The organism is Hungatella effluvii, assembly GCF_003201875.1.
GTDB lineage: Bacteria > Bacillota > Clostridia > Lachnospirales > Lachnospiraceae > Hungatella > Hungatella effluvii.
Genome location: NZ_QJKD01000011.1, coordinates 84,037 through 105,038, shown reverse-complemented (window position 1 = coordinate 105,038; position 21,002 = coordinate 84,037). Strand labels below are relative to the sequence as shown.

19 protein-coding genes and 1 pseudogene are annotated in these 21,002 nt (G+C 49.3%); 1 reads left to right on the top strand and 19 read right to left on the bottom strand.

Translation table 11 applies throughout. From position 1 onward, the window contains the following. Positions 1-24 precede the first annotated feature (24 nt). The 17 genes and pseudogenes from eno to DFR60_RS19625 all read right to left on the bottom strand — a co-directional run bounded on the left by eno (position 25) and on the right by DFR60_RS19625 (position 16,955). Entirely contained in the window at positions 25-1,320 is a 1,296-nt protein-coding gene (gene eno / locus DFR60_RS19705) for a phosphopyruvate hydratase (RefSeq protein ID WP_002603423.1), read from the bottom strand. 30 nt (positions 1,321-1,350) lie between these two features. Beyond that, a complete protein-coding gene (locus DFR60_RS19700) occupies positions 1,351-2,994 on the bottom strand; it encodes an FAD-dependent oxidoreductase (protein ID WP_110324423.1) in 1,644 nt (547 codons plus the stop codon). Between the two features lies 1 nt (position 2,995). Beyond that, positions 2,996-3,559 (bottom strand): alkyl hydroperoxide reductase subunit C, encoded by a 564-nt coding sequence (ahpC, locus tag DFR60_RS19695; protein ID WP_002603421.1) that lies wholly within the window; start codon positions 3,557-3,559, stop codon positions 2,996-2,998. Positions 3,560-3,775: 216 nt separating this feature from the next. Next, on the bottom strand, positions 3,776-4,024 hold the full coding sequence (locus DFR60_RS19690; protein WP_110324422.1) for a TIGR04076 family protein: 249 nt from the start codon (positions 4,022-4,024) through the stop codon (positions 3,776-3,778). Between the two features lie 156 nt (positions 4,025-4,180). After that, on the bottom strand, positions 4,181-5,050 hold the full coding sequence (locus DFR60_RS19685) for a DMT family transporter (protein ID WP_110324421.1): 870 nt from the start codon (positions 5,048-5,050) through the stop codon (positions 4,181-4,183). A 12-nt stretch (positions 5,051-5,062) separates the two neighbouring features. Beyond that, positions 5,063-5,314: an RDAC family protein gene (locus DFR60_RS19680; RefSeq protein WP_002603419.1), complete on the bottom strand. Its 252-nt coding sequence runs from the start codon at positions 5,312-5,314 to the stop codon at positions 5,063-5,065. Between the two features lie 88 nt (positions 5,315-5,402). After that, positions 5,403-6,497: a tryptophan--tRNA ligase gene (gene trpS / locus DFR60_RS19675; protein WP_002603418.1), complete on the bottom strand. Its 1,095-nt coding sequence runs from the start codon at positions 6,495-6,497 to the stop codon at positions 5,403-5,405. Between the two features lie 111 nt (positions 6,498-6,608). After that, positions 6,609-7,352: a response regulator transcription factor gene (locus DFR60_RS19670; protein ID WP_110324420.1), complete on the bottom strand. Its 744-nt coding sequence runs from the start codon at positions 7,350-7,352 to the stop codon at positions 6,609-6,611. Next, positions 7,327-9,123 carry a sensor histidine kinase gene (locus DFR60_RS19665; protein WP_110324419.1) on the bottom strand — a complete coding sequence of 599 codons (1,797 nt, stop codon included), beginning with the start codon at positions 9,121-9,123 and terminating at the stop codon, positions 7,327-7,329. The genes DFR60_RS19670 and DFR60_RS19665 overlap by 26 nt, the downstream gene beginning before the upstream one ends. A 19-nt stretch (positions 9,124-9,142) precedes the next feature. Continuing rightward, on the bottom strand, positions 9,143-11,086 hold the full coding sequence (locus DFR60_RS19660) for a DUF4838 domain-containing protein (protein ID WP_110324418.1): 1,944 nt from the start codon (positions 11,084-11,086) through the stop codon (positions 9,143-9,145). Positions 11,087-11,090: 4 nt separating this feature from the next. Next, on the bottom strand, positions 11,091-11,909 hold the full coding sequence (locus tag DFR60_RS19655) for a carbohydrate ABC transporter permease (protein WP_002603414.1): 819 nt from the start codon (positions 11,907-11,909) through the stop codon (positions 11,091-11,093). After that, positions 11,906-12,787: a carbohydrate ABC transporter permease gene (locus tag DFR60_RS19650; RefSeq protein WP_110324417.1), complete on the bottom strand. Its 882-nt coding sequence runs from the start codon at positions 12,785-12,787 to the stop codon at positions 11,906-11,908. The genes DFR60_RS19655 and DFR60_RS19650 overlap by 4 nt, the downstream gene beginning before the upstream one ends. A gap of 63 nt (positions 12,788-12,850) precedes the next feature. After that, on the bottom strand, positions 12,851-14,245 hold the full coding sequence (locus DFR60_RS19645; RefSeq protein WP_110324416.1) for an ABC transporter substrate-binding protein: 1,395 nt from the start codon (positions 14,243-14,245) through the stop codon (positions 12,851-12,853). Between the two features lie 63 nt (positions 14,246-14,308). Further along, a pseudogene (locus DFR60_RS31490) lies at positions 14,309-14,416 on the bottom strand (DUF6783 domain-containing protein); the annotation flags it as partial. Between the two features lie 233 nt (positions 14,417-14,649). Continuing rightward, a complete protein-coding gene (locus DFR60_RS19640; RefSeq protein ID WP_110324415.1) occupies positions 14,650-15,087 on the bottom strand; it encodes a hypothetical protein in 438 nt (145 codons plus the stop codon). Between the two features lie 56 nt (positions 15,088-15,143). Continuing rightward, positions 15,144-15,641: a GyrI-like domain-containing protein gene (locus DFR60_RS19635; protein WP_243005128.1), complete on the bottom strand. Its 498-nt coding sequence runs from the start codon at positions 15,639-15,641 to the stop codon at positions 15,144-15,146. Positions 15,642-16,301: 660 nt separating this feature from the next. Next, positions 16,302-16,955: an alpha/beta fold hydrolase gene (locus tag DFR60_RS19625; protein ID WP_110324414.1), complete on the bottom strand. Its 654-nt coding sequence runs from the start codon at positions 16,953-16,955 to the stop codon at positions 16,302-16,304. Positions 16,956-17,422: 467 nt separating this feature from the next. Between DFR60_RS19625 and tnpA the strand changes: the two genes are divergently transcribed. Beyond that, the gene (gene tnpA, locus DFR60_RS19620) at positions 17,423-17,821 is read left to right on the top strand and encodes an IS66 family insertion sequence element accessory protein TnpA (RefSeq protein WP_242356996.1); all 399 of its coding nucleotides are present in this window, start codon (positions 17,423-17,425) and stop codon (positions 17,819-17,821) included. A 47-nt stretch (positions 17,822-17,868) separates the two neighbouring features. Here tnpA and DFR60_RS19615 read toward each other — a convergent pair whose 3' ends face one another. Further along, positions 17,869-19,254 carry a hypothetical protein gene (locus DFR60_RS19615; protein WP_110324413.1) on the bottom strand — a complete coding sequence of 462 codons (1,386 nt, stop codon included), beginning with the start codon at positions 19,252-19,254 and terminating at the stop codon, positions 17,869-17,871. Between the two features lie 105 nt (positions 19,255-19,359). After that, the gene (gene tnpC, locus DFR60_RS19610; protein WP_110324412.1) at positions 19,360-20,982 is read right to left on the bottom strand and encodes an IS66 family transposase; all 1,623 of its coding nucleotides are present in this window, start codon (positions 20,980-20,982) and stop codon (positions 19,360-19,362) included. Positions 20,983-21,002: the final 20 nt, after the last annotated feature.

The window sequence follows — 21,002 nt, the reverse complement described above, 5'->3', positions numbered from 1 at the left end:
TTTTCTTAATTTACTGGCCGCATTTTACCGTTTGATGCAGAATGCATTTCTTCCAGGGTAAACAGCCGTCTCGCCCAGCTCTTCCTCAATTCTGAGAAGCTGGTTATACTTCGCCACACGCTCACTTCTGCTGGGCGCGCCTGTCTTAATCTGGCACGTATTAAGAGCCACCGCAAGGTCTGCAATGGTCGTGTCCTCCGTCTCACCCGAACGATGGGAAGCGATCGCCGTATATCCGGCCTTATGAGCCATCTTGATGGCCTCTAACGTCTCCGACACGGAACCGATCTGATTTAACTTGATCAGAATGGAATTGCCGCATCCGGAATCGATTCCCTTCTTCAGTCTCTCTGTATTGGTTACGAAGAGGTCGTCGCCGACCAGCTGTACTTTGCTGCCCAGAGAGGCCGTCAGCTTCTTCCAGCCTTCCCAGTCCTCCTCGTCGAGAGCGTCCTCGATGGACCAGATCGGGTACTTCTCACAGAGCTGTTTCCAGTGTCCGATCAGTTCCTCCGAAGTAAAATGCTTCTTGCATTTCGGAAGCAGGTACTCGCCCTTTTTTCCGCTCTTCCACTCACTGGAAGCCGCATCCATAGCCAGAACGAAATCATGTCCCGGTTCATATCCGGCGCGTTTTACCGCCTCTAAGATCAGCTCGATGGCTTCCTCGTCGCTTCCTAAGTCCGGAGCGAAACCACCCTCGTCACCGACAGAGGTAGCCAGGCCTTTCTCTTTTAAAATAGACGCCAGACAGTGGAATACCTCGGTACACCAGCGGAGTCCCTCACGGAATGTGGGAGCGCCAACCGGCATAATCATGAATTCCTGTACATCAACGGTATTCGCCGCATGAGCGCCGCCGTTTAAGATATTCATCATCGGTACCGGAAGCCTGTTTCCTGAAATTCCGCCCAGAAAACGGTATAACGGGATTCCCATGGATATAGACGCGGCCCGCGCGCAGGCGATGGAGACCGCCAGAATGCTGTTGGCACCCAGCTTTGATTTGTCCTTCGTTCCGTCCGCCTGGATCATGGCGTGATCGACCGCGTAAATATCCGACGCATCCATGCCTGTCAGGACACCGGATATGACCGTATTGATATTTTCCACAGCCTTCCTGACGCCTTTTCCGCCAAAACGTTTCTTATCTTTATCTCTCAGCTCCAGAGCCTCAAATTCACCGGTAGACGCACCGCTCGGCGCCGCGCCTCTTCCGATGGTTCCGTCTGCGAGCCATACCTCTGCCTCCACGGTAGGATTTCCCCTTGAGTCAATGATTTCCCGTCCGATAACCTTTTCTATTTCCAGATAGTCCATATTCATTCTCCTTTCGTCTGCCCGTTCCTTTTAGGATTCCTCCAGAACCGTCAGCAGATCATCCACTGTTTTTCTGCCGAATACCACCTTCCCGTCATTGATGATCGTACACGGCACACTCATAATCTGATACTTTTCTTTCATCTCCGGATAATGGGCCAGATCGAAGGCCCACGCCTCCACACCATCATGTTCCGCGGCGATTCTGCCCGCCGCCATAACCGTGGCCGGACACATGGTACAGGACAGGGAGACCGCAATCTTTATATTCACCGGTCCCTTCAGCTTCCCGATCCGGGTTCTCTCTTCGTCCGTAATCGGCTGCCCCGGCCCGGCCGCGTTATAGATTGCGAGAACAAAGGAATTGAACTCATGGCCGCCCGGAACCGCATAGAACCGAATCCCGGTCTCATCTCCGTTCTCCTTTAAGATGCGGAGCACCGGATACTCTTCATCCTCTTTGACCTTATCCGATTCACGGCGGGATCTGCATTCCACCATATCCGAAATATCGCCGAGTTCATCAAGAAACTGCTCCATTTCATCCGCCATGGGACTGCCGTCAAGGACACCCTCAACGACTATTCTATTCTGAAGCCCGGAAAATAAGTCCGCAAGCTGGGATTTCATCTCCCCGGTAATCAATACACCATCGTTTAAGTCAGAAACAGAGGCGTGTTCCACGTTCATTGTCCGCTTTTCTTCTATATCCGCTTTCCATCCGGCCAGCTCCGGTTTTTCGTATGTCTCCGAAACGTACCGTTCCAGGGAAGTCGCCGCCACGGCTCCATCCGAGACAGCGGTCACCACCTGACGCAGATTCTTTACGCAGACATCCCCGGCCGCGTAGACGCCATCCACACTCGTCTTCTGGTCCCGGTCGGTGATGATGTAGCCCTGTCCATCCAGCTCCACCAGGCCCTTCAGCCATTTCGTATCCGGGACGTATCCGGCAAATACAAAAATCCCGAAGGAGGTTCCTTCCGGTGCTTCGTAGCTCCACTCCTTCCCGGATGCGTTGTCCTTAAAACGAGCGCGCCGAAGCAGTCCGTCTCCAGCCGCCTCTAAAATCTCCGTTTCGTAGTGTACCTCGATCTTCTCATGATTTTTCGCCTTGTCCGCTACGGCCTTCGCGCAGGTAAAGTCTTCCTCCCTGACGATGATCGTAACTTTTTTGGCGTACTTTGTCAGAAATACGGCCTCTTCCGCCGCCGCAAATCCGCCGCCGATGACGAAGACATCCATTCCTGTGAAAAATTCACCGTCACAGGTAGCACAGTAGGCAACGCCGCGCCCCTGATATTCCCGTTCGCCCGCAAAGCCCAGCTTTCTGGGATTGGCTCCCACCGCCAGAACGATGCCGGGAGCCTGGTACTCTCCCTTGTCGGTCTTCACCGTCTTGATCTCCCCGGCCAGATCGATCCCCTTAACCTCCGCCATGGCAAATTCTGCGCCAAAGGCTTCCGCCTGTCTTCTCATCTGTTCCGTCAGCTCGGTGCCGTTCGTCTTTTCCACGCCGGGATAATTGACGATCTCCGATGTAATGGTAATCTGTCCTCCCATTTTCTCCTTTTCCAGGACGAGGACCCGGTATTTTGCCCTCGCCGCGTAGAGGGCGGCCGATAATCCGGCCGGCCCCGCTCCCACGACGATGACGTCATACTGCCCGGTCATATTACAGAAGCCCAACCAGGTTCAGGCTTGGCTTTAATGTCTCAGCACCCGGTTTCCATTTAGCCGGGCAAACCTCGTCGCCATGCTCCGCCACGAACTGGGAAGCCTGCACTCTGCGGAAAAGTTCATCTGCATTTCTGCCCACATTTCCGGCGATCACTTCATAGGCCACAATCCTGCCTTCCGGATTGACAATAAAGGAACCGCGCTCCGCCAGGCCATCCGCTTCGATCATCACATCGAAGTCACGGGCCAGTGTGCCGGTCGGATCCGCCAGCATCGGATACTGAATCTTCTTAATGGTCTTCGATACGTCATGCCACGCCTTATGCACGAAATGCGTATCGCAGGAGACGCTGTAAATCTCGCAGCCAATCTTCTTAAAGTCTTCATACTTGTCCGCCAGATCCTCAAGCTCCGTCGGGCACACAAAGGTAAAGTCCGCAGGATAGAAGAAAAATACAGCCCATTTTCCCAGCACATCCTCCTTCGTTACCTCTTTAAATTCATTATTTACAAAACTCTGTACTTTAAACTCTCCGATTTCTTTTCCAATTAATGACATAATTTTTATGTCTCCTTTCTGCCAATTTATCCATAAATAATATGGTTCATTTATAGGGAAATTATAAGTTAGTTACGTCTAACTTATAGGAACATTATAGCATCCAGGGTTTGGAAAAGTCAATAATCAGTATTGATTATTATTATCATTTTATTGCACTGAAATTTGGATATATTTTCTATTGTAAAAAATCAATGATGAGCTACCTACACAGCCTTACTCCACTACCTCTCCATGAACGCACACTCTTCCGCCATCCGGACACTTCGCATCGAATTGCCGTGCATGAACAGCTCCATAATCCAATTCCGCCCCATTCTGCAGTGCGAACACATAGGAATAAAGGATATTCCAAAGCTCATGGCACATCGGCGGGCACAGCTCCTCAACGATATATTCCTCTCCTATTTTACAGTGTCCGCTGCGGCATTTACTCTCTGTCACGGTTATCTTAACTTTTTTCATAAAATACAGCCTCCGCTTTCCGCCTTACAGTATAAGAAAAAGTCACCTAAAACATATCCATTATGAAAGAAAAAGGGATTATTCATTATGGAAATGCATGTAGAAAAAATACTGGAGCAGCTCAAAGCAGCATGCATCAATATTTTATCCACGAATTTAACCGGGATCTATCGTCCGTCTGTTGTTATAAAGAAACATCACCACCGCCATCGCGCAGATCATCACATACCCCAGCACGCTGAACCGGTCCGGTACCTGGCCGAATATAACAAAGCCCAGTACGGCGGAAAAGATGATCTGGGAGTAATCGTAGACCGAGATCTCCCTGGCCGGGGCATGGCAGTACGCCGCGGTGATCGCAAACTGGCCGCCCGCCGCTGCAAGGCCTGCCAGCAGCAGAAATCCCAGCTGTGCCCACGTCATCCCATGGAACCCCACCAGAAGGTACGGAAGCGTCACCAGACAGGAGAATCCGGAGAAGAAACAGACGATAAACGGCCCCTTCTCCCCACGAATGCCCAGCGACCGCACAAAGGTATAGGCAGCTCCTGCACTCATGCCTCCCAGCAGCCCGATCAGGGCCGGCGCCAGCTCCATATTGAGAGGGGACGGCTTGATGATAAAGAGGCTTCCGGCAAATGCGCCCGCCACGATAACCGCCTGAGCCGGCTTTACCTTTTCCTTTAAAATCAGAAAGCTGAACAGAATCGCAAAAAACGGCGACATCTTATTAAGCATGGAGGCGTCTGCCAGCACCAGATGATCCACCGCATAAAAATTACAGAGAATTCCGATGGTACCGAACGTGGAACGCAGAATCAGCTGCCACAGATTCTCCTTCTTACCGGAAAAGCCCACGTGATCCCGTTTCATCAGAATGAGTGCAAAGAAAAATGCCACCAGATTCCGGAAAAAGCTTTTCTGAATGGACGGCAGATCTCCCGACAGCCTGACAAACAGATTCATCAGCGCGAAGCAGAACGCTGAGCATACGATAAACACAATTCCCTTATAACGCGACTTCATGGCCTGCTGCTCCTATTCATTGGAAAGCCAGAAATTAAGCTTATCGTCGCTGTACTCCAGCTTGTAACGCAGTTTTCCAAAGAATTCCTCCAAAGCCGCGTACAGCTCCTCGTACTGGCCATCACATCCGCACTCACTCAAAGGCTCAATCCAGCAGGACTGTTTTCCGCACGCATCCCGCAGATGAATCCTGAAATTTAAGCACTTCTCCTTCAAAAACGCATCACAGTCCACTACCTCACGAAGCGATATCACATTTTTCATTGTTTTACTTCCTTTCTCTCCAAAAATAATTCAACCGCCTTATAAAAACGCTGCCGCATTTTATAAAACGGTTGATCTTCTTCCCACATTATGACTCCTGATTCTTATACTTCTCCGCCTGTGCGGCAATCAGTTCCATATCATCAAAATAGTTGATCTTCATGGCCCTTTTCACGCCGGCCAGCGTATCCGCCGCCACGCGCTCCGCCTTCTCGCTGCCTTCCTTTAATATCTGATAGACATAAGGAATGTTGGCCTCGTACTCTTTTCTTCTGGCACGGATCGGAGCCAGCTCCTCCTGAAGAACGCTGTTTAAGAACTTCTTCACCTTCACATCGCCCAGTCCGCCGCGTTTGTAGTGATCCTTCAGTTCATCCAGATTCTTGTAATCCGGAAGATACTTCTCAAACGCATCTGCCTTACAGAAAGCATCCAGATACGTAAAGACCGTATTGCCCTCGATCTGTCCCGGATCGGAAACCTGAATGTGGTTCGGATCGGTGTACATGCTCATGACCTTCTTCTTCACATCCGCCTCGGTATCGGATAAATAGATGCAGTTGCCCAGAGACTTGCTCATCTTCGCCTTTCCGTCGGTTCCCGGAAGTCTTAAGCAGGCCTGGTTGTCTGGAAGCAGAATCTCCGGCTCCACCAGAGCGTCCCCATAGACAGAGTTAAACTTTCTGACGATCTCTCTCGTCTGTTCGATCATCGGCTCCTGGTCCTCGCCTACCGGCACGGTAGTCGCCTTAAATGCCGTGATATCCGCCGCCTGGCTGATGGGATACGTAAAAAAGCCTACCGGGATACTGGCTTCAAAATTCCTCATGGCGATCTCCGACTTCACAGTCGGGTTTCTCTGAAGCCTGGCAACGGTAACCAGATTCATATAATAAAAGGACAGCTCCGTCAGTTCCGGAATCTGTGACTGGATAAACAGGGTCGATTTTGCAGGGTCAAGGCCGCAGGAAAGATAATCCAGAGCCACCTCAATAATATTCTGACGCACCTTCTCCGGGTTGTCCGCATTATCAGTCAAAGCCTGCGCGTCGGCGATCATGATAAATATCTCATCAAACTCACCGGAATTCTGCAGCTCCACCCTGCGTTTTAAGGAGCCCACATAATGGCCGATATGAAGTTTACCCGTTGGCCGGTCCCCCGTCAAAATAATCTTTTTCATTTTGTAATACCTCCAATGTATTAAGCTTTCCCCATTATAGCACAACATGTCTGTCTGTTGCAAGTTTAAATGCCCCTGCGGTTATCCTTGCAGAGGCACGGAAAACGTAACCTATAAATGAATCCTTTTCCGGTATTCCGCCGGCGACTCGCCATAATACTTCTTATAGCTTTTGCTGAAATAATCGTAATCGCTGTATCCCAGGTTTTCACAGATCTCAGCCGCCTGGCTTCCCGCCGCCAAAAGCTCCTTCGCCCGCTTCATTCTGCAGTCCAGCAGATAATCCTTAAAGTTATGGCCGGTCTTATCCTTGAAGAGAATGCTGATATAGGATGGAGACACGCCCCAACTCTCCGACAGCGCCTTAAGGGACACGCCGCCCGGGTTATCCCTTATCTGGCTTAAGATATCTCCCAGCAGCGCATCCGATTGCTTCTCATGAAAACACGATATCTCCTGCTGCCTGTCGAACTGCTCTTCCTTTCTGATCTGTATCATCACGCGGTTAATCAGCTCCAGCAGCTCATCCTGGGCGACCGGCTTCGTCACATACCCGCTGGCCCCAAGGGAAATGGCCTTTTTTGCATAGGCAAAATCCTCATATCCGCTGATAAATATGATCTTGGAGGCAGCGGAATGCTCCCGGATCTTATGGCTCAGCTCCAGCCCATCCATACCCGGCATACGGATATCTGTCAGAACGATATCGGGAAACCGCCTTGAATCCGTTATCATACTCCAGGCATCCTCCCCGTCGCAGGCCGTGTCGATTTCCGTAATGCCCGGTACCTCGGACAAGAGATACAGAATACCGTCACGAATAAATTTTTCATCCTCTACAATCATCAGATACATCGTCCAAACCTTCCAATCCGATCAGGGGAATGACGACACTGGAAATCACGCCGCCCCCCTTTCTCTCTTCCACTGTCACATGGTACTTCTTTCCGTAAAGCATGGTGAGCCGTTCATTGATATTCTGCAGACCATATCCTCCGTGGTGATAGCGTGCGCCTTCCCTCTGCTTCCCGCACAGCCCCACGCCGTCGTCTTCCACCGTGATCACGATGTCATTTTCCCGGCGGACAAAGGAAATGATGATCATTCCCGGTCCCCGTTTCGGCTCGATCCCGTGAAGGATGGCGTTTTCCACCAGCGGCTGTACGATCAGCTTCGGGCAGACGCACGGCTTCAATTCCTCGTCCACATGAATCTCAAAATCAATTTCCGCCTTCTTATACTGTTCAATGGTAACATAGCTCTGTATATGGCGAACCTCGTCACCCACTGTGTAAAGCTCCTTCCCATGGTTTAAGCTCAGCTTAAAAAAGTCGGAAAGTGACTTCACAATCTTACAGATATCCTGATTGGATGAGCGGTATGACATCCAGTTGATCATATCGAGGGTATTGTACAGGAAATGAGGATTGATCTGCGCCTCAAGGGCTCTTAGGCCCGCCTCCTTCTCCTTGATGCGGGCCTCATATACCTCGTGAGTCAGACGCTCGATGTTATTGCTCATGGAATTAAACTCATTTCCCAGCATCCCGATCTCATCCGCCGCGTCGTCCGTCACCCTGACACTTAGGTTTCCCTGGCTGAATATCTTCATGCTCTCCGCGATGTTTTGTACCGGTTCCGCCACGGTTCTGGTGATCAAAAGCGACAGACAGATAATAATACCGATACTCACCAGACAGATAACGGCAGCCAGAATCCCGATTCCGGCAAATGACCGGACCAGTTCATGGTAATCCTTAAAAATGGCGATCTCCCATCCGGTACCGGCCATATTCTGGAAAAGCACCTGATACCGGCCCGATTCCAGCTTCCAGTCCGCCTTCCACATATCCTCGGAATCCCGGTAGCCCGATACCCGGAATCCGGCCTCGTTTAAATCTTCTTCCGCAATAACGGCAATACTCCCATTTCCCGTTCCGGAACAGATCAGACCGCCCTCCTCATCGTAAACGGCGATAACCGCGTCGGTCTGCACCGTCTTCATCTCTTCCTTCAGCTCATCCGTCCCCACATAGAGAAGCACCCACCCCGTGGTCCTTCCATTGAAATAATTAATAATCTGCCTGGAGAAAACGATAATCTCTTCCCCCTCCTGCTCCGTTCCGTGCCACAGATGCAGCCGGTCCGGACTCTCCTTCGCCCGGGCTCTCGCCTCGCCGGAGAGCGCCGTGTAGCGGTCATCGAAAATCCCTGTAACGTACTCCCCGTTCCGGTCCAGGATTTCCGCGCGCACACCGCCCTTAATCTGGCTTAATTCCGCCAGCAGCCTGCCCTGCAGATCTCTTGTCAGAGCAGTCCGGTCGAGAAGGCTGATATCCATATTCAGCTTGCGCACACTTTTGACCACATCGGCGTCAGAGGCAAACGCATTGATTCTCTCCTCCTTGGCTCCGGTCACGATTCCGATCCGGTACTGGATCGTCCCCAGCGCCTGTATGGACTGTTCCTCGTAATTGTCCATAATTGTATGGTAAAGCCTGACGCCCATGATGACCCCCAGCACCGCCATCGGCAGAAGTGAAACGATCACAAAACCGATAAACAGCCTTCTCTTCAAGCCAATTCTTCTGAGAAGCGCGGGAATTCGCTTTCTCCTATCCCCCAAGCACGATCCCTCCCTTTTCTTACGTTTCAGAGGCCAGGAACTTTTTGTCTCTGTCCTTCACAAACCAGTAAACGTCAAAGCCTTCCTGCCATTCTTCCTCCGTCCTGCGCAGATACTCTTTCAGCTTCCGGTATTCCTCCGAAACCTGGTCCTCTGATCCCTGTCTCCTGTATTTTAGCATACTTATGTACATTTCGGCAGCTCTGCCTGAATATAACAGATATTTCCAGGCCATCCGGTCCTGTATCATCTCATCCTTAAAATTCTTCTCAAAAAGAGGCCGGTAAGTTCTGATTAAATTGGCCGCCGCTTTCAGCTTTTCCACAGCCTCCGCGCACACTCCCGGATCATCGTTTTCCGGCTGCTCCATATACGACAGTGCAGAGAGCTCCTTACAGTAGGAAAGCACCGCCTCCGCCTGATCACCGTAGACCATGCGGAAATACTTCAGCTCCAGCATTTCAAAGGTACAGCTCCTGTTCCAGAGCGTTTCAGCCATCACATACATTCCAAAGCCCGTAGGCGCAAATACCCTGGTCTGCTGGCAGCTCACATACCCGTCAAAGCCCGCCTCTTCCAGGTTCACCAGGTCCTCCCACAGGATTTCCGCCGATCCGTAATCTCCCCAGTCCCGGAACTGATTCCACATATAGTGATAATCATACAGAAAGCTGTCCCCCGGAAAAAACTGCTTCCAGGCGCTGCAGTAATGCATATTTTCCCCCGCATTTACCGGAAATCTGCACTGATTCCGTTTATAAGGCGGAATGAGCGGCGTCTCTTCCACCGGAAGCGGCGTCCGGTAGGACCGGGTAATCGGCGCAAACATAAACACAAATCGCTCCGGATTTAGAAGCTTCGCGCTGACAGGCGGCCACAACAGATCAAAGTATGCCAGAAATACCACCTTAACCGGACTGCCTTCCTTTGAAAGCGCCTCATCCACCTGATTTAAAATCTCAATATACCAGTCAGAAGGACGTTTCGCGGCGCACGCCCCGCATTCACAGCTGTTGTTTCCGTCATCGGCAAGCCATACATGGACCATGTCCAGCTGAGGGTTCCCGTGAATGTAATCCAGGATTTCACAAACCAGCAATTCTCTCACAAGCGGATTGGAACAGCATAGGCTGGTATTCAAGGGAACGCCATGAAACAGCCCCCTCTTCCCGTCTATCATCGCCAGATACTCCCTGCGCTCCTCCGGCACCTTCTCTTCCTCCATAGGATCCCAACCCGTACCGGGCAGCCCCGCCGCTCCCGTCGTAAAGCCGTGGCCTCCCGCCTGCCAGATCAGCCCCAGCTTCTTTATATGGGGCACGAGAATTTCTTTCACAAATGCGTCCACCTCTTCTTCCGAGGGAACCGGTTCCTTCTCGTAACACGGATTATTGGTATGGAGGTACCACGTCTTGAAAAACTCATAGGGAATCTTAAACTGTGTGAAATACGTGTTAAAGCCTGCCTTCGGGAGCCATGTCACAAAGCGCATAATATTTTCAAACGACACGGCGCCTTCTATACAGATTCCGCGGTACCGGCTGGAAGCCTCCTCTCTGATATTCACCGTGTGGGACCCCACCGCTGCCGGAATCCGTTCCCCCTCCCGGTCCGGCCTCAGAAATGCAAAGCCCAGCTCTTTTAAATACCGGTAGGCCCCCAAAAGCACGCTGCGGTTATTGGACCCCTTTATGGTTCCCCCGAGATCCGTTACTGTGATGGCGTAGGCGTCAACATTCCGCCGAACGGAGTGAGGGGGACTCTCCGGACGCTGCCCTTCCTTTACACAAAATTCCTCCGGTGTCACTGCCAGCTCCAGTATCTTCATATACGGGCTGTGCGTCTCCTGCACCGAGGTCCAGGCGGACACGCCGGCCAGGCTTAAGTAACGTTTTAGTTCCTCCGCCGCGTAGAGGATCGTTTCCCGTTCATTGCGGCACAAAATCAGTACACTTTCTCTCATCTGCTCATCCTTTCACGGAACCGGAAGTCAATCCGCCCACCAAATACTTCTGTGCAAATATAATCATGACGAACGCCGGAAGAACCGCGATGGTTGCCGCCGCGCTCATGGAAGCCCAGTCTGTCGTATTCTGCATCATAAACTGCCGGATTCCCACTGACAGCGTCCGCAGATTCTTATCCTGGATAAAAATACTGGCGATCGTATACTCATTCCACACATTCATCAGAGTAAACACTCCCACCGACGCCACTCCAGGCAGGGAAAACGGGAGGATGATCCTCCAATACGCCTGAAAGCGGCTGCATCCGTCAATCATGGCGGCCTCGTCCAGCTCCGTCGGAATATCATCGAAAAACCCTTTCAGAGTCCAGATACCGAACGGCAGATTGATGGCCGTATAGATGAGAATAAGGCTGAAATGGGTATCCACCAGATGAAAACGGCTGAGAGTCACATACAGCGGAATCATAATCAGCATGGCCGGCAGCATCTGAAGGATAATGAGAAACATCGTATACCCGTCAAAAAGCACGCCGCGGCACCGTGACAGTCCGAAACCGGCCATCGTGGAAAATGCCACACACAGCGCCGTCACGATCAGCGCCACGAAGATCGTGTTGACGAGTGACTGTGCAAAAGAGGTCCTGGTAAGCACATGGATAAAATTATCCAGCGTAGGATGCAGCGTGAACAGCGAGACGGTTGACAGCGTCTCAGACCTCGGTTTAAGCGCGGTTCCAATCATGGACAGAACCGGTAAATTGGCAGCCGCGCAGAAAAAGATCAGAAGCGCATAGATGATCCCCTTTTTATTTTTCATACATCATCCTTTCTCTTCTGCATTTTCATGTAAACTGCGCAGAAGAACAGAAGAATCACAAGAGTCATCATGGAAATGGCGGATGCATACCCCATCTGTCCCCGGTAGAACGCGGTATTATATGTATAGATCGGAAGCGTAAAGGTCGCCTCCAGCGGCCCGCCCTGCGTCAGAAGATAGATAATATCAAAATTGTTAAAGCCCCAGATGAACATCAGAGTCACGACCACCATACTCACGTTCCGGATCATCGGCAATGTAATATAGAAAAATGTCTTGATTCCCGTGGCCCCGTCCATCCTGGCCGATTCGTAGACATCCTCCGGAACGCCCTGGAGCCCGGCCAGCAGCGACATACACATAAACGGATACGATTTCCACGTTCCCACCACGATGCATGTGATCCGCGCCATCCTCTGATCCGCAAAGAACAGAATCGGCCCATCCGTCAGATGCAGTCTCTGCAGAATCACATTTACGATTCCCGACTGGTCATTTAAGATCCACAGCCAGTTCGCCGTAGCGACTACGGTCGGTATCGCCCATGGAATCAAAATCAGACCGCGAAACAGCGCTCTTCCCTTAATCTTCTGATTCAGCAGAACGGCCAGAAAGAGTCCCAGCACGTAGCTGGCGGCCACACAGATAAACGCATATTCCAGGGAATACACCAGGGACGGCCCCATGGTCCTGTCCGAAAACAGCTTGATAAAATTGGCAGCGCCCGTAAACCGGACCGTCTGTCCTTTCTTTAAAATATTCGTATTGGTAACACTTAAATAAATGCTGTTAAACAGCGGATAAAAGCTGACCAGCAACAGAATGATCGTCGGCATGACCAGCATTTTAAGGCCAAACCTTCTCCGGTTTTTCTCCATCAGCAGTCCCTCCTTTTTTTAATGAAGGTCCGGCCTTTTATAAAAGCCGGACCTTTCTGGTCACTACTCTTCTGTTGCGATGTCGATTGCTTCCTGGATCTTTTCTGCCTGAATTCTGGCGATCTCGTCGGTATCCACCTTACCGTTAAGCGCCTCCTGTGCGCTGTAATTCATCGTCTGCTCTCCATTTACCTGAGAGAATCCCGGGAAAATGTTCTCGATCGGCCAGGTACACGGTACTGCGGTCGGCACGATCTTATTTAACACGCCCTGGGCAACCTTGTTGTTAAAGGTCTCGCCGCTGAAGAAGGATTTCTTCGCCGGATACGCCCAGCATCCGCCTTCGGTATATAAAGCGCTGCAGTTCTCTGCCCACCATTTTACAAACTTCTTCGCTTCCTCCGGGTGCTTTGTCTGTGAGAATGCCATCAGAGCGTCACTAAAGCTGGAGGTTCTGACCGCTGTTCCGTCCGGTCCCTTAAATGCGCTGTAAACCTCGGTATTTTCCAGAATCTCCGGATAGTCGAATATAGAAGCCGGGAAGCTGGTAAACCAGAACACGGACTTGCCGCTGTAATACAGTTTCTCCGCATCTGCCGATCTATGTCCCAGGACACCGTCAGCCACATAGCCTTTTTCCTTGAATGTCTTAAACAGATCGATGGCCGCCTTATATCTGTCATCCGTACTTCCCGGCGTACCGTCCTCCTTCACGATTCCTGCGTCATTGCTCATGGCGAAGCACATGAAATAGTGCCACAGTCCCATGTCTGCTCCCGCGAAATCCAGAGGAGTCAGATCCGGGCGGACCTCTTTGATCTTCTCACACGCCGCCAGCAGCTCATCCCAGGTCTCCGGAACCTTTTCGATCCCGCACTCCTTTAAATAATCGCTGCGGTAAAAGATCCCTCTGTATCCCACCATATAAGGAACTGCGATCTGATCGCCGTCGTAAGTAAATGATTTCATTGTGGCTTCCCCATAGTCATCAATGGTTCCATCCTGTTTCCACTCCGCCACTACGTCATTAAGTTCCAGTGCCTCGCCCATTCTGGCGTACATGTCCGGAAGATCCAGAGCCACACTGGCCACGTCCGGCGCCGCATTGGAGCTGACCGCGGTTAAAAACAGCTGGTAATAATTATCCCACGGCTGTACCGTAACCTCGATATTTACGCCCGGATTCTCGCTCTCATACTGTGCAATCAGTTTTTCGCAGGTCTCCAAGTAGGCGTCGTCGCTTCCGTAGTTCATCTCCCAGAACTGCAGCGTTATCTCGTCCTTCTGCTCCTCTTTGGCTGTCTGTGCCACGGTCTCTGCTTTCGCGGTAGTCGTCTCCGCCTCCGTTTTCGCTCCGGCCGTGTCCCCCGCTCCGGAAGTGCCGCTGTTCCCCGCACAGCCACAGAGTCCCGCCATGACGGCCGCCGTCAGTGTCAGAGTAAACCATCTCTTCTTCATTGTAAAACCTCCCTCTCGTTTGTCCTCTTGATCTGTTGCTTGTCCCCTTACCCTGGAGCGTGTTTGAAAATTTCTTATCGTCAGCTGTGCGTCACACTTTGTGGGAGATTTGGTCCCTATGAAGAAGGCGTAGTGGGCTACGCTGACTGAATTGGGGCCAAATATGCCGCGAAGTGGGGCTTGCCAGTCCTAAGGGGTACCGGGCAAAGCCTGGTGAATTCCTTAGGGCAGATGGCGGAAATAAATTTTCAAACACGCTCCAGCTTTCATTGCTTCCTTATGTCAAAACTTCTTACTGCCTGATAAGTCTATTATAAGTAAGAGGAGGGACAATCTTCAACGGAGATAATTTTATAAAACCTGTAAATTTTTTACTTTCGCTCAGCTTAATTCTCCGGCACGGCTTAATTCTCCAGCCGGTCCTTCAACAAAGTCTTTGAGACCTTCATGGCAAGGATTATCTTTTCGTACCGCCTAAACTGTGCCGTCCCCTTTTCGTATTTCGACTGCGCCTTCTCACATTTACTGATTATGGAAACAATTGGAGGAACCGCTGATTTCAGTTCCTCCATTAAAGAGCCTTCTCCCAGTATTTCGCAATTGTCCAGTGCTTTGCATTTCCCCGTCTCTTCACAACCCACCGTGGACAGTCGCTCCCCCATTCGCAAAAGTTCTGCTTCAACCAGTTCCTTTGAGAGATAAAGCGCCCTTATTCTGTTTTTCAAAAGCGTATGCTGAGAGGTGCCTTCCCTGAATTTAGTCTGTGCATTCTCGCACCTCGCCACAATCGAGGCGATCACAAAAAGCGTCTCTGTCAACTCCTCTTTGCTGAGATGAATCATCCTGTTTTTCTCCTGATTTCCGTTGTCTTCCACTGTTTACCAACATTAAAGCCGTTCTATGAATTCTTCTCAATTGGAATCCATAGCTGGCACACATACTTATCCGTATGCATATCTCCCACCGGATAAACCTGAATATCAAGTCCGCTGCCGGGCTGGTATTCGCTGCTGGGGAAGAATTCAGAATAGACCGTATGCTGCATCTCCTGAAAAGTCCCGGGAATAGGACCAGCACATTCAAAGACCGCCCAGGTGTGAGCCGGAATCTTCTCCACACTTAATTCTTCCGCAACCGGTCCTCCGTCATACATGATACCGATCGCATAGACAAATTCGTTCGCTTGTGGATTTTCACTCAGGCAAAGCCCAAGCAGTGTATCTCCAAAGATCCCTTCCTTCGGATTCCGTTCAAACAGCTCAAGCATGGTCTTATCTGTCCAGCACTCTCCCCAAAACTCTGGCAGCTGCCTGTTGCTGGTCTCCAAATCACAGGCGAAATTTTTCTTTTTTACAATAACCTCTAACTCACCCATCTTTTCAATTCTGTACTTCATAGTACTGCCTCCGTCTAAAATAAGTTTTACGGAAAGGCGTGAAAAGGATTTTAACTTTGCTCTGCCCGACTTTGCCTGTACTGGCGTTATCCCATGAAAACGCGAAAATGCTCTTCCAAAACTCTCCGGCGAATCATAGCCATACTTAAGAGCCGCCTCAATCACCTTTATATCAGTAGACGCCAGTACAGCATTGCGTAAGTTTCGGTGAATTATGTGCTTGATATTTGCGTCAGGAGCGCGTCCGCGAAGCGACGGCGTAGTGGACCCTACGTCTAGCTTCGTGGGCGTGATCATGACGTGAATAGCGAGTGCAGAATTCACCGTAACTTATGCAACGCTGTACTGGTTCACTGCCGGCAAGTGTGAGCCGCCTCATCCTGATATATTCACCCAGAGAGTATCCGCACAAAATCCCAAATACCCGCTGAAAATGGTACGGTGAATAATTTGCCTGTGCCGCAATATCCGCCGCCCCAGCTCTTCTGTCAGATGACTCTCAATATAGTCGATCGCCTTCTGCAAGCCGCTGATCCAGTTTATCCTCTCATCTCCTTCCGTATAGTCCCATTCTATCCTGTCATTGCTGATTCATCCTGACTTTTTATGCTCCCGGATGTCAGTATACCATGGTTATTCACCACCTGCTCGTTGTTGTCCTTACACCACGGTTCCTGTCAGGTTCCCAGCCTGCTTTTCTTCGTAAAACGCATCAAGAACTTCCGCCAGTTTCTCCGGCGCCTCCACATTCACTTCATGCCCGCAGCCTTCCAATATCTCTATTCTCGCCCCATGAATCTTCTCTGCCATCATTTCAGCCGCCCCTCTGTTCGCCTGGTCCTTCTCCCCGCAAACAATCAGAGTCCTGCAATCCACTTTAACCAAATCTTCTTTGAAATCCAATGCCATCATAGATTCTGTCAACTGAATCAGTTCTCTTTTACCTATCCCCATTTTCTTAAAAATCCCATTTGGCATCACCCGAAATATCATATTCTGCAATCTTAAAAGCCCCTTCGGCATCACGCACTGTCCCCCTATCAAGACCAGCGACTTTACCCTTCCCGGATGCTCCACCACATAATTTAACGCAATCACAGCGCCCAAAGAAAGACCACAAAGACCAAACTCCGTTTTTATAGACTCACAATACGCCGAAAAAGCCTTATATACTTTTCTGTATGAAATCTCTGATCCCTTTTTAAATGCAAATACGTTCAAACATTGAATCTCTTCCTGTTCTCTCATGCAGGAAACTGTTTTATTCCAACTATCTGGCCCCTGTCCAAGTCCATGTATAAAAATGTACTTCACTCTTTGCTCTCCTTAACCTATCTATTTACTTTTATCGTCTGTGAACTGATTTTTTGCATAAATTTAATATACTCTGCTATTACTGATAGAGTCCCCTCAACGGTTTATTTCTGCAATAATCTTACGATTTTAAAACACACAGCTAGCGATGGCGGAGACGTCTACAAAGCTGTGATGTTCATGGCTGGGGGTGTATTTCAATCCACTCCGCTATCGCTAGCGGAGACAACGAAATCTGCGAAACACCGGATAGACGATCTTATTTCAATCCACTCCGCTATCGCTAGCGGAGACCTGTAACATATTACCTTTATTGACAGTAGCAGTAATTTCAATCCACTCCGCTATCGCTAGCGGAGACATTTTCTCAGATGTTATGTATACGGCAAATAATTAGTACCGTGCTAGTTGTATTTATCCATGAGATAATCTCCAGAAAACTACAAGTTTTTTAAAGGAGCTATCTTATGGATAAGATCACCCATCAGATCCGTGCAGAGCACTGGACCAAAGTCCTAAATGAATGCATAAACAGCGGTATGTCCAAAACTGCCTGGTGCAGAGCCAATGGGATTTCAGAAAAGCAGTTATTCTACTGGCAGAGGATTCTGCGCAGGGAGGCTTTCGAGAATTCCAAGGCCTCATTACCGACAACCGCCGCATCACACCCGTCGCTGGTGCCAACGACTCAGGGGACGGTCTCTTTTACCGAAATCAAACTCCCTTCAAAAAGCACGGTGCAGGAAGTGTTGAACCTGGCTAAAGCGCTTAGCATCAACTGGCCGGTCGGCGAGGATACATCCAACGAAACATTGGAAGCGCTCCTCTATCCGGGTAGGGCAGGCATCAGACAGGATGCCCATTGATTTTCAACGAATTCACCGTGAATGTATTTATCAGTTTCTTATATACATTATATTATCAATTGCTCCGGCAGTTCATTCCAAGGCTCTACTGCGGCCAACTGGCAATATGGATTTACCTTCTGTAATCTGCTTCGAACTTCCGGCCATAATTCATGAATCTTTTTCAATTCTGCCTGGGCTTCTTTCGTGCAGCCAATCATATAGAATGTGTCTGCAATGCCGACATCCACACTTCCTTCAGATAGTTCCTGCACCACCATCTGGTACACTTCCCTGGCTTCACCTTTATCAAAAAGCTCACAGACTTCTTCTGTATGGGCGTGTTTCATAAAGAAAGTTCTATCAAATGCTCTTATCATTTCCATACCAAGAGAAAAAGCTTTTTCTGTAAAGGCCTTGTCAATCTTCACTTTATCCGATGTGACAATGCCATCCCGTTCACACCATTCACCGATTTTTAGCAATCTTGAGTACGCAAGATTAAGCATATTATACGCACGAACTGAAGCGGGAAAATGAGCTTTTTTATTTATTGATTCTACATTCCACTTTCGATGATCCTTATCATAAGACCATGAAAGCAACATATATACAGAACAAATAGCTAAGGCGAGTTCCTTTATATAATCATCTGCTGAAATTTCCAAGCAGGTTCCCTCAACATCTAATATTCTGCTGCCAAGCAGCCAGCACAGCGCCGTACAATCCGCATCGTTCTCACATGCGCGAAGAACATCCTGCGATAACCCGTAGGCATTGTCACTAGCAATGAGTTTAAGATGTCCATTGCCGATATGTGCTAATTCATGCGATAACAGCATCAACACTGACTGGTGAAAAATAACTGCAGGAATCTCATGTCTGTAATCGAACATAGCCGCAAATGGACTTTTTCTATAAATTGGAGCCTTGAACTGATACACAACTCTTTTGTTCTTATCTATTATCTGCGGATTGTCATCAAACAAGCCGCTTAAGAATTCCATATATTTCTTCAGAAACGGAAGTTCAAACTCTACAACATAATGTTCTTTTAAACTTGATTTGTATTCATTCAATGTGGATTTCGGATATAGCGAAGATACAGACATCGCCAAAGCATTCAGACAGATATGTACATACGGAATCTGGCTGTGCCCCGGCAAGACTTCTCTTGTATACGGATTTCTTTGAGAAGTATTATACCTTAACCTCATCCGATTCAACTCGTAAGATAACCACAGGAAATCTGGGTTATTATACGAAGTCAAATCATCCTCTTTAACAAGGCCCACTTGGTGCTTCTGGTCTAACTGCTCAATATATTGTTTGAGTTCATTCATTTTATCTTTACTAAAAGAAGCTACATTTTCTTTACCTGCAAACGGCGAATTGAACATTAATTCATAACTGTCTGTCTTGCCATGAAAAGTATAGTCATTATCCCACCACATTGTGTCCTCCGTTATCTCTATTTCCACACACTGTCAACCATTGGTCGTATACAGCAAACCATGCGTACTGTTCCATTTTTTGACCGCCATTTCCGGCGGTCCGGTTTACAGATTCGTTGTTTTAGATTTGCTCCGACAGATTTCCGGTAACTGATCGGACCATGGAAGCAGTTCCTCAATAAAGCGGTAATCCGTGTCATCTTGATGGTCCTTCAATACGGTCAGGATGTGCATCAGATAACGGAACGGATTCAGGTGGTTCTCCTTTGCTGTTTCCGTTATGCTGTAGATGATCGCACTGGATTTTGCGCCATCTATGCTATCAATCAGCTTCCATGCATGTTTGTGCAGGCAGAAACTGCGGAGTGCTCCTTCTGTTACGTTGTTATCTAGCGGAACTTCACCGTCATTCAGGAACACGTTCAGTGCTTCTTCCTGATTGATACAGTAGTTGATTCCTTCCAGTGTTTTCCCTTTGGAAAGACGTCCGGATGACTGAATCTCTTTTGCCCATGCAAAGAAAGCCTCTGTCAGAGGTTTGACCGTCATCTGCCGCTGTTTCTTCCGTTCATCTGGTTTCAGATCAGATAACTGGTTGTCCAGATGGTAGATGGCGCCGATCCGCTTCAGGGCTTCATACGCAACCGTATCGTTCGCGGCTTTTTGTGCCGCTTTCGGGAGCGCTTTTAATGCGTCTGAGAAATATCGTCTCGCATGTGTCCAGCACCCTGCAAAAATAATATCCGGATTTTCACGGTCCAGCTTCCTATAAGCGCAATAGCCATCACAGACAACCACACCTGCAAAATCTTTCAGGAATTCTCTCGGATGGTCTGCTTTCCGGGTACGCTGATATTCATACAGGATGATCGGCGTGTCTTGGTATACCTTGCCAGTACGGTAGATCCACATATAGCTCTTGCTGTTTGCGGGGCGTCCGTCTTTTGATACCATAACGGGTGTCTCATCGGCTTGCAGCACATGGAAACGGTACAATTCTTTATGCAGGTAGTCATAAAGAATCCCCAGATACCGGTCCGCACACTGGATCATCCAGTTCGCCATCACCTGCTTGGAGATGTGGATATCATTCCGCAGGAATTCCTGACTGATTCGATATAAAGGAAGTCCATTTACATACTTGGCATTCATGATACTTGCCGCAAGGGTTGGAGTCAGGATGCTGTTGCGGAGCAGGTCTTTTGGACGATCCGCCTTGACGATGGTCTGATTGTCCCTGCCGGCATAGACAGCCACATGATGCTCTTCGACTGTGTACACGGCTGGCTGGACACTCACTCTTTTATAGACTTCATCCGGAAGCTGTTTCCATCCGTTGTCTCCAAAGAGTTCCCGCAGTTTTTCTTCCGAAAGGGTATGAGAGACCACTTCAACCGGAAGATCCTTTAGATCTTCCTCGCGTTTCCCTTTCCGTTTCCTACGTCTGACCTGGATCACATCCTCCTCGGCGGGTTCAACAACATAAAGCGTTTCTGTCAGAACTTCTGCTTCGTTAAAGATGAGTTCCAGCTCAAGCTGTCCTGCAATAACATCCAGTTTTTCAGAAGAACGCCCATAGCGTTTATTCTTCGCGTCAGCGATCTGCTCGATCAGGCGCTCCATGTTTGCATTTAGCTGGCTCAGTTGATCCTGCATGGACAGGATCACTGCCATGAGCGTTTCTTTGCTGAAACGGTTCAGTTCGTCTGGTGAGTAATTCGTTGACATGTTCGGTGCTCCTTTGTTTT

What these genes read in the sequence shown, in the direction of transcription:
- DFR60_RS19635 (WP_243005128.1), bottom strand. Translation starts at nt 15,641, where the DNA reads ATGAAGTACAGAATTGAAAAGATGGGTGAGTTAGAGGTTATTGTAAAA.
- tnpA (WP_242356996.1), top strand. Translation starts at nt 17,423, where the DNA reads ATGGATAAGATCACCCATCAGATCCGTGCAGAGCACTGGACCAAAGTC.
- trpS (WP_002603418.1), bottom strand. Translation starts at nt 6,497, where the DNA reads ATGAAAAAGATTATTTTGACGGGGGACCGGCCAACGGGTAAACTTCAT.
- DFR60_RS19685 (WP_110324421.1), bottom strand. Translation starts at nt 5,050, where the DNA reads ATGAAGTCGCGTTATAAGGGAATTGTGTTTATCGTATGCTCAGCGTTC.
- eno (WP_002603423.1), bottom strand. Translation starts at nt 1,320, where the DNA reads ATGGACTATCTGGAAATAGAAAAGGTTATCGGACGGGAAATCATTGAC.
- DFR60_RS19670 (WP_110324420.1), bottom strand. Translation starts at nt 7,352, where the DNA reads ATGTATCTGATGATTGTAGAGGATGAAAAATTTATTCGTGACGGTATT.
- DFR60_RS19655 (WP_002603414.1), bottom strand. Translation starts at nt 11,909, where the DNA reads ATGAAAAATAAAAAGGGGATCATCTATGCGCTTCTGATCTTTTTCTGC.
- DFR60_RS19650 (WP_110324417.1), bottom strand. Translation starts at nt 12,787, where the DNA reads ATGGAGAAAAACCGGAGAAGGTTTGGCCTTAAAATGCTGGTCATGCCG.
- DFR60_RS19640 (WP_110324415.1), bottom strand. Translation starts at nt 15,087, where the DNA reads ATGATTCATCTCAGCAAAGAGGAGTTGACAGAGACGCTTTTTGTGATC.
- ahpC (WP_002603421.1), bottom strand. Translation starts at nt 3,559, where the DNA reads ATGTCATTAATTGGAAAAGAAATCGGAGAGTTTAAAGTACAGAGTTTT.
- DFR60_RS19645 (WP_110324416.1), bottom strand. Translation starts at nt 14,245, where the DNA reads ATGAAGAAGAGATGGTTTACTCTGACACTGACGGCGGCCGTCATGGCG.
- DFR60_RS19690 (WP_110324422.1), bottom strand. Translation starts at nt 4,024, where the DNA reads ATGAAAAAAGTTAAGATAACCGTGACAGAGAGTAAATGCCGCAGCGGA.
- DFR60_RS19680 (WP_002603419.1), bottom strand. Translation starts at nt 5,314, where the DNA reads ATGAAAAATGTGATATCGCTTCGTGAGGTAGTGGACTGTGATGCGTTT.
- DFR60_RS19700 (WP_110324423.1), bottom strand. Translation starts at nt 2,994, where the DNA reads ATGACCGGGCAGTATGACGTCATCGTCGTGGGAGCGGGGCCGGCCGGA.
- DFR60_RS19615 (WP_110324413.1), bottom strand. Translation starts at nt 19,254, where the DNA reads ATGTGGTGGGATAATGACTATACTTTTCATGGCAAGACAGACAGTTAT.
- DFR60_RS19660 (WP_110324418.1), bottom strand. Translation starts at nt 11,086, where the DNA reads ATGAGAGAAAGTGTACTGATTTTGTGCCGCAATGAACGGGAAACGATC.
- tnpC (WP_110324412.1), bottom strand. Translation starts at nt 20,982, where the DNA reads ATGTCAACGAATTACTCACCAGACGAACTGAACCGTTTCAGCAAAGAA.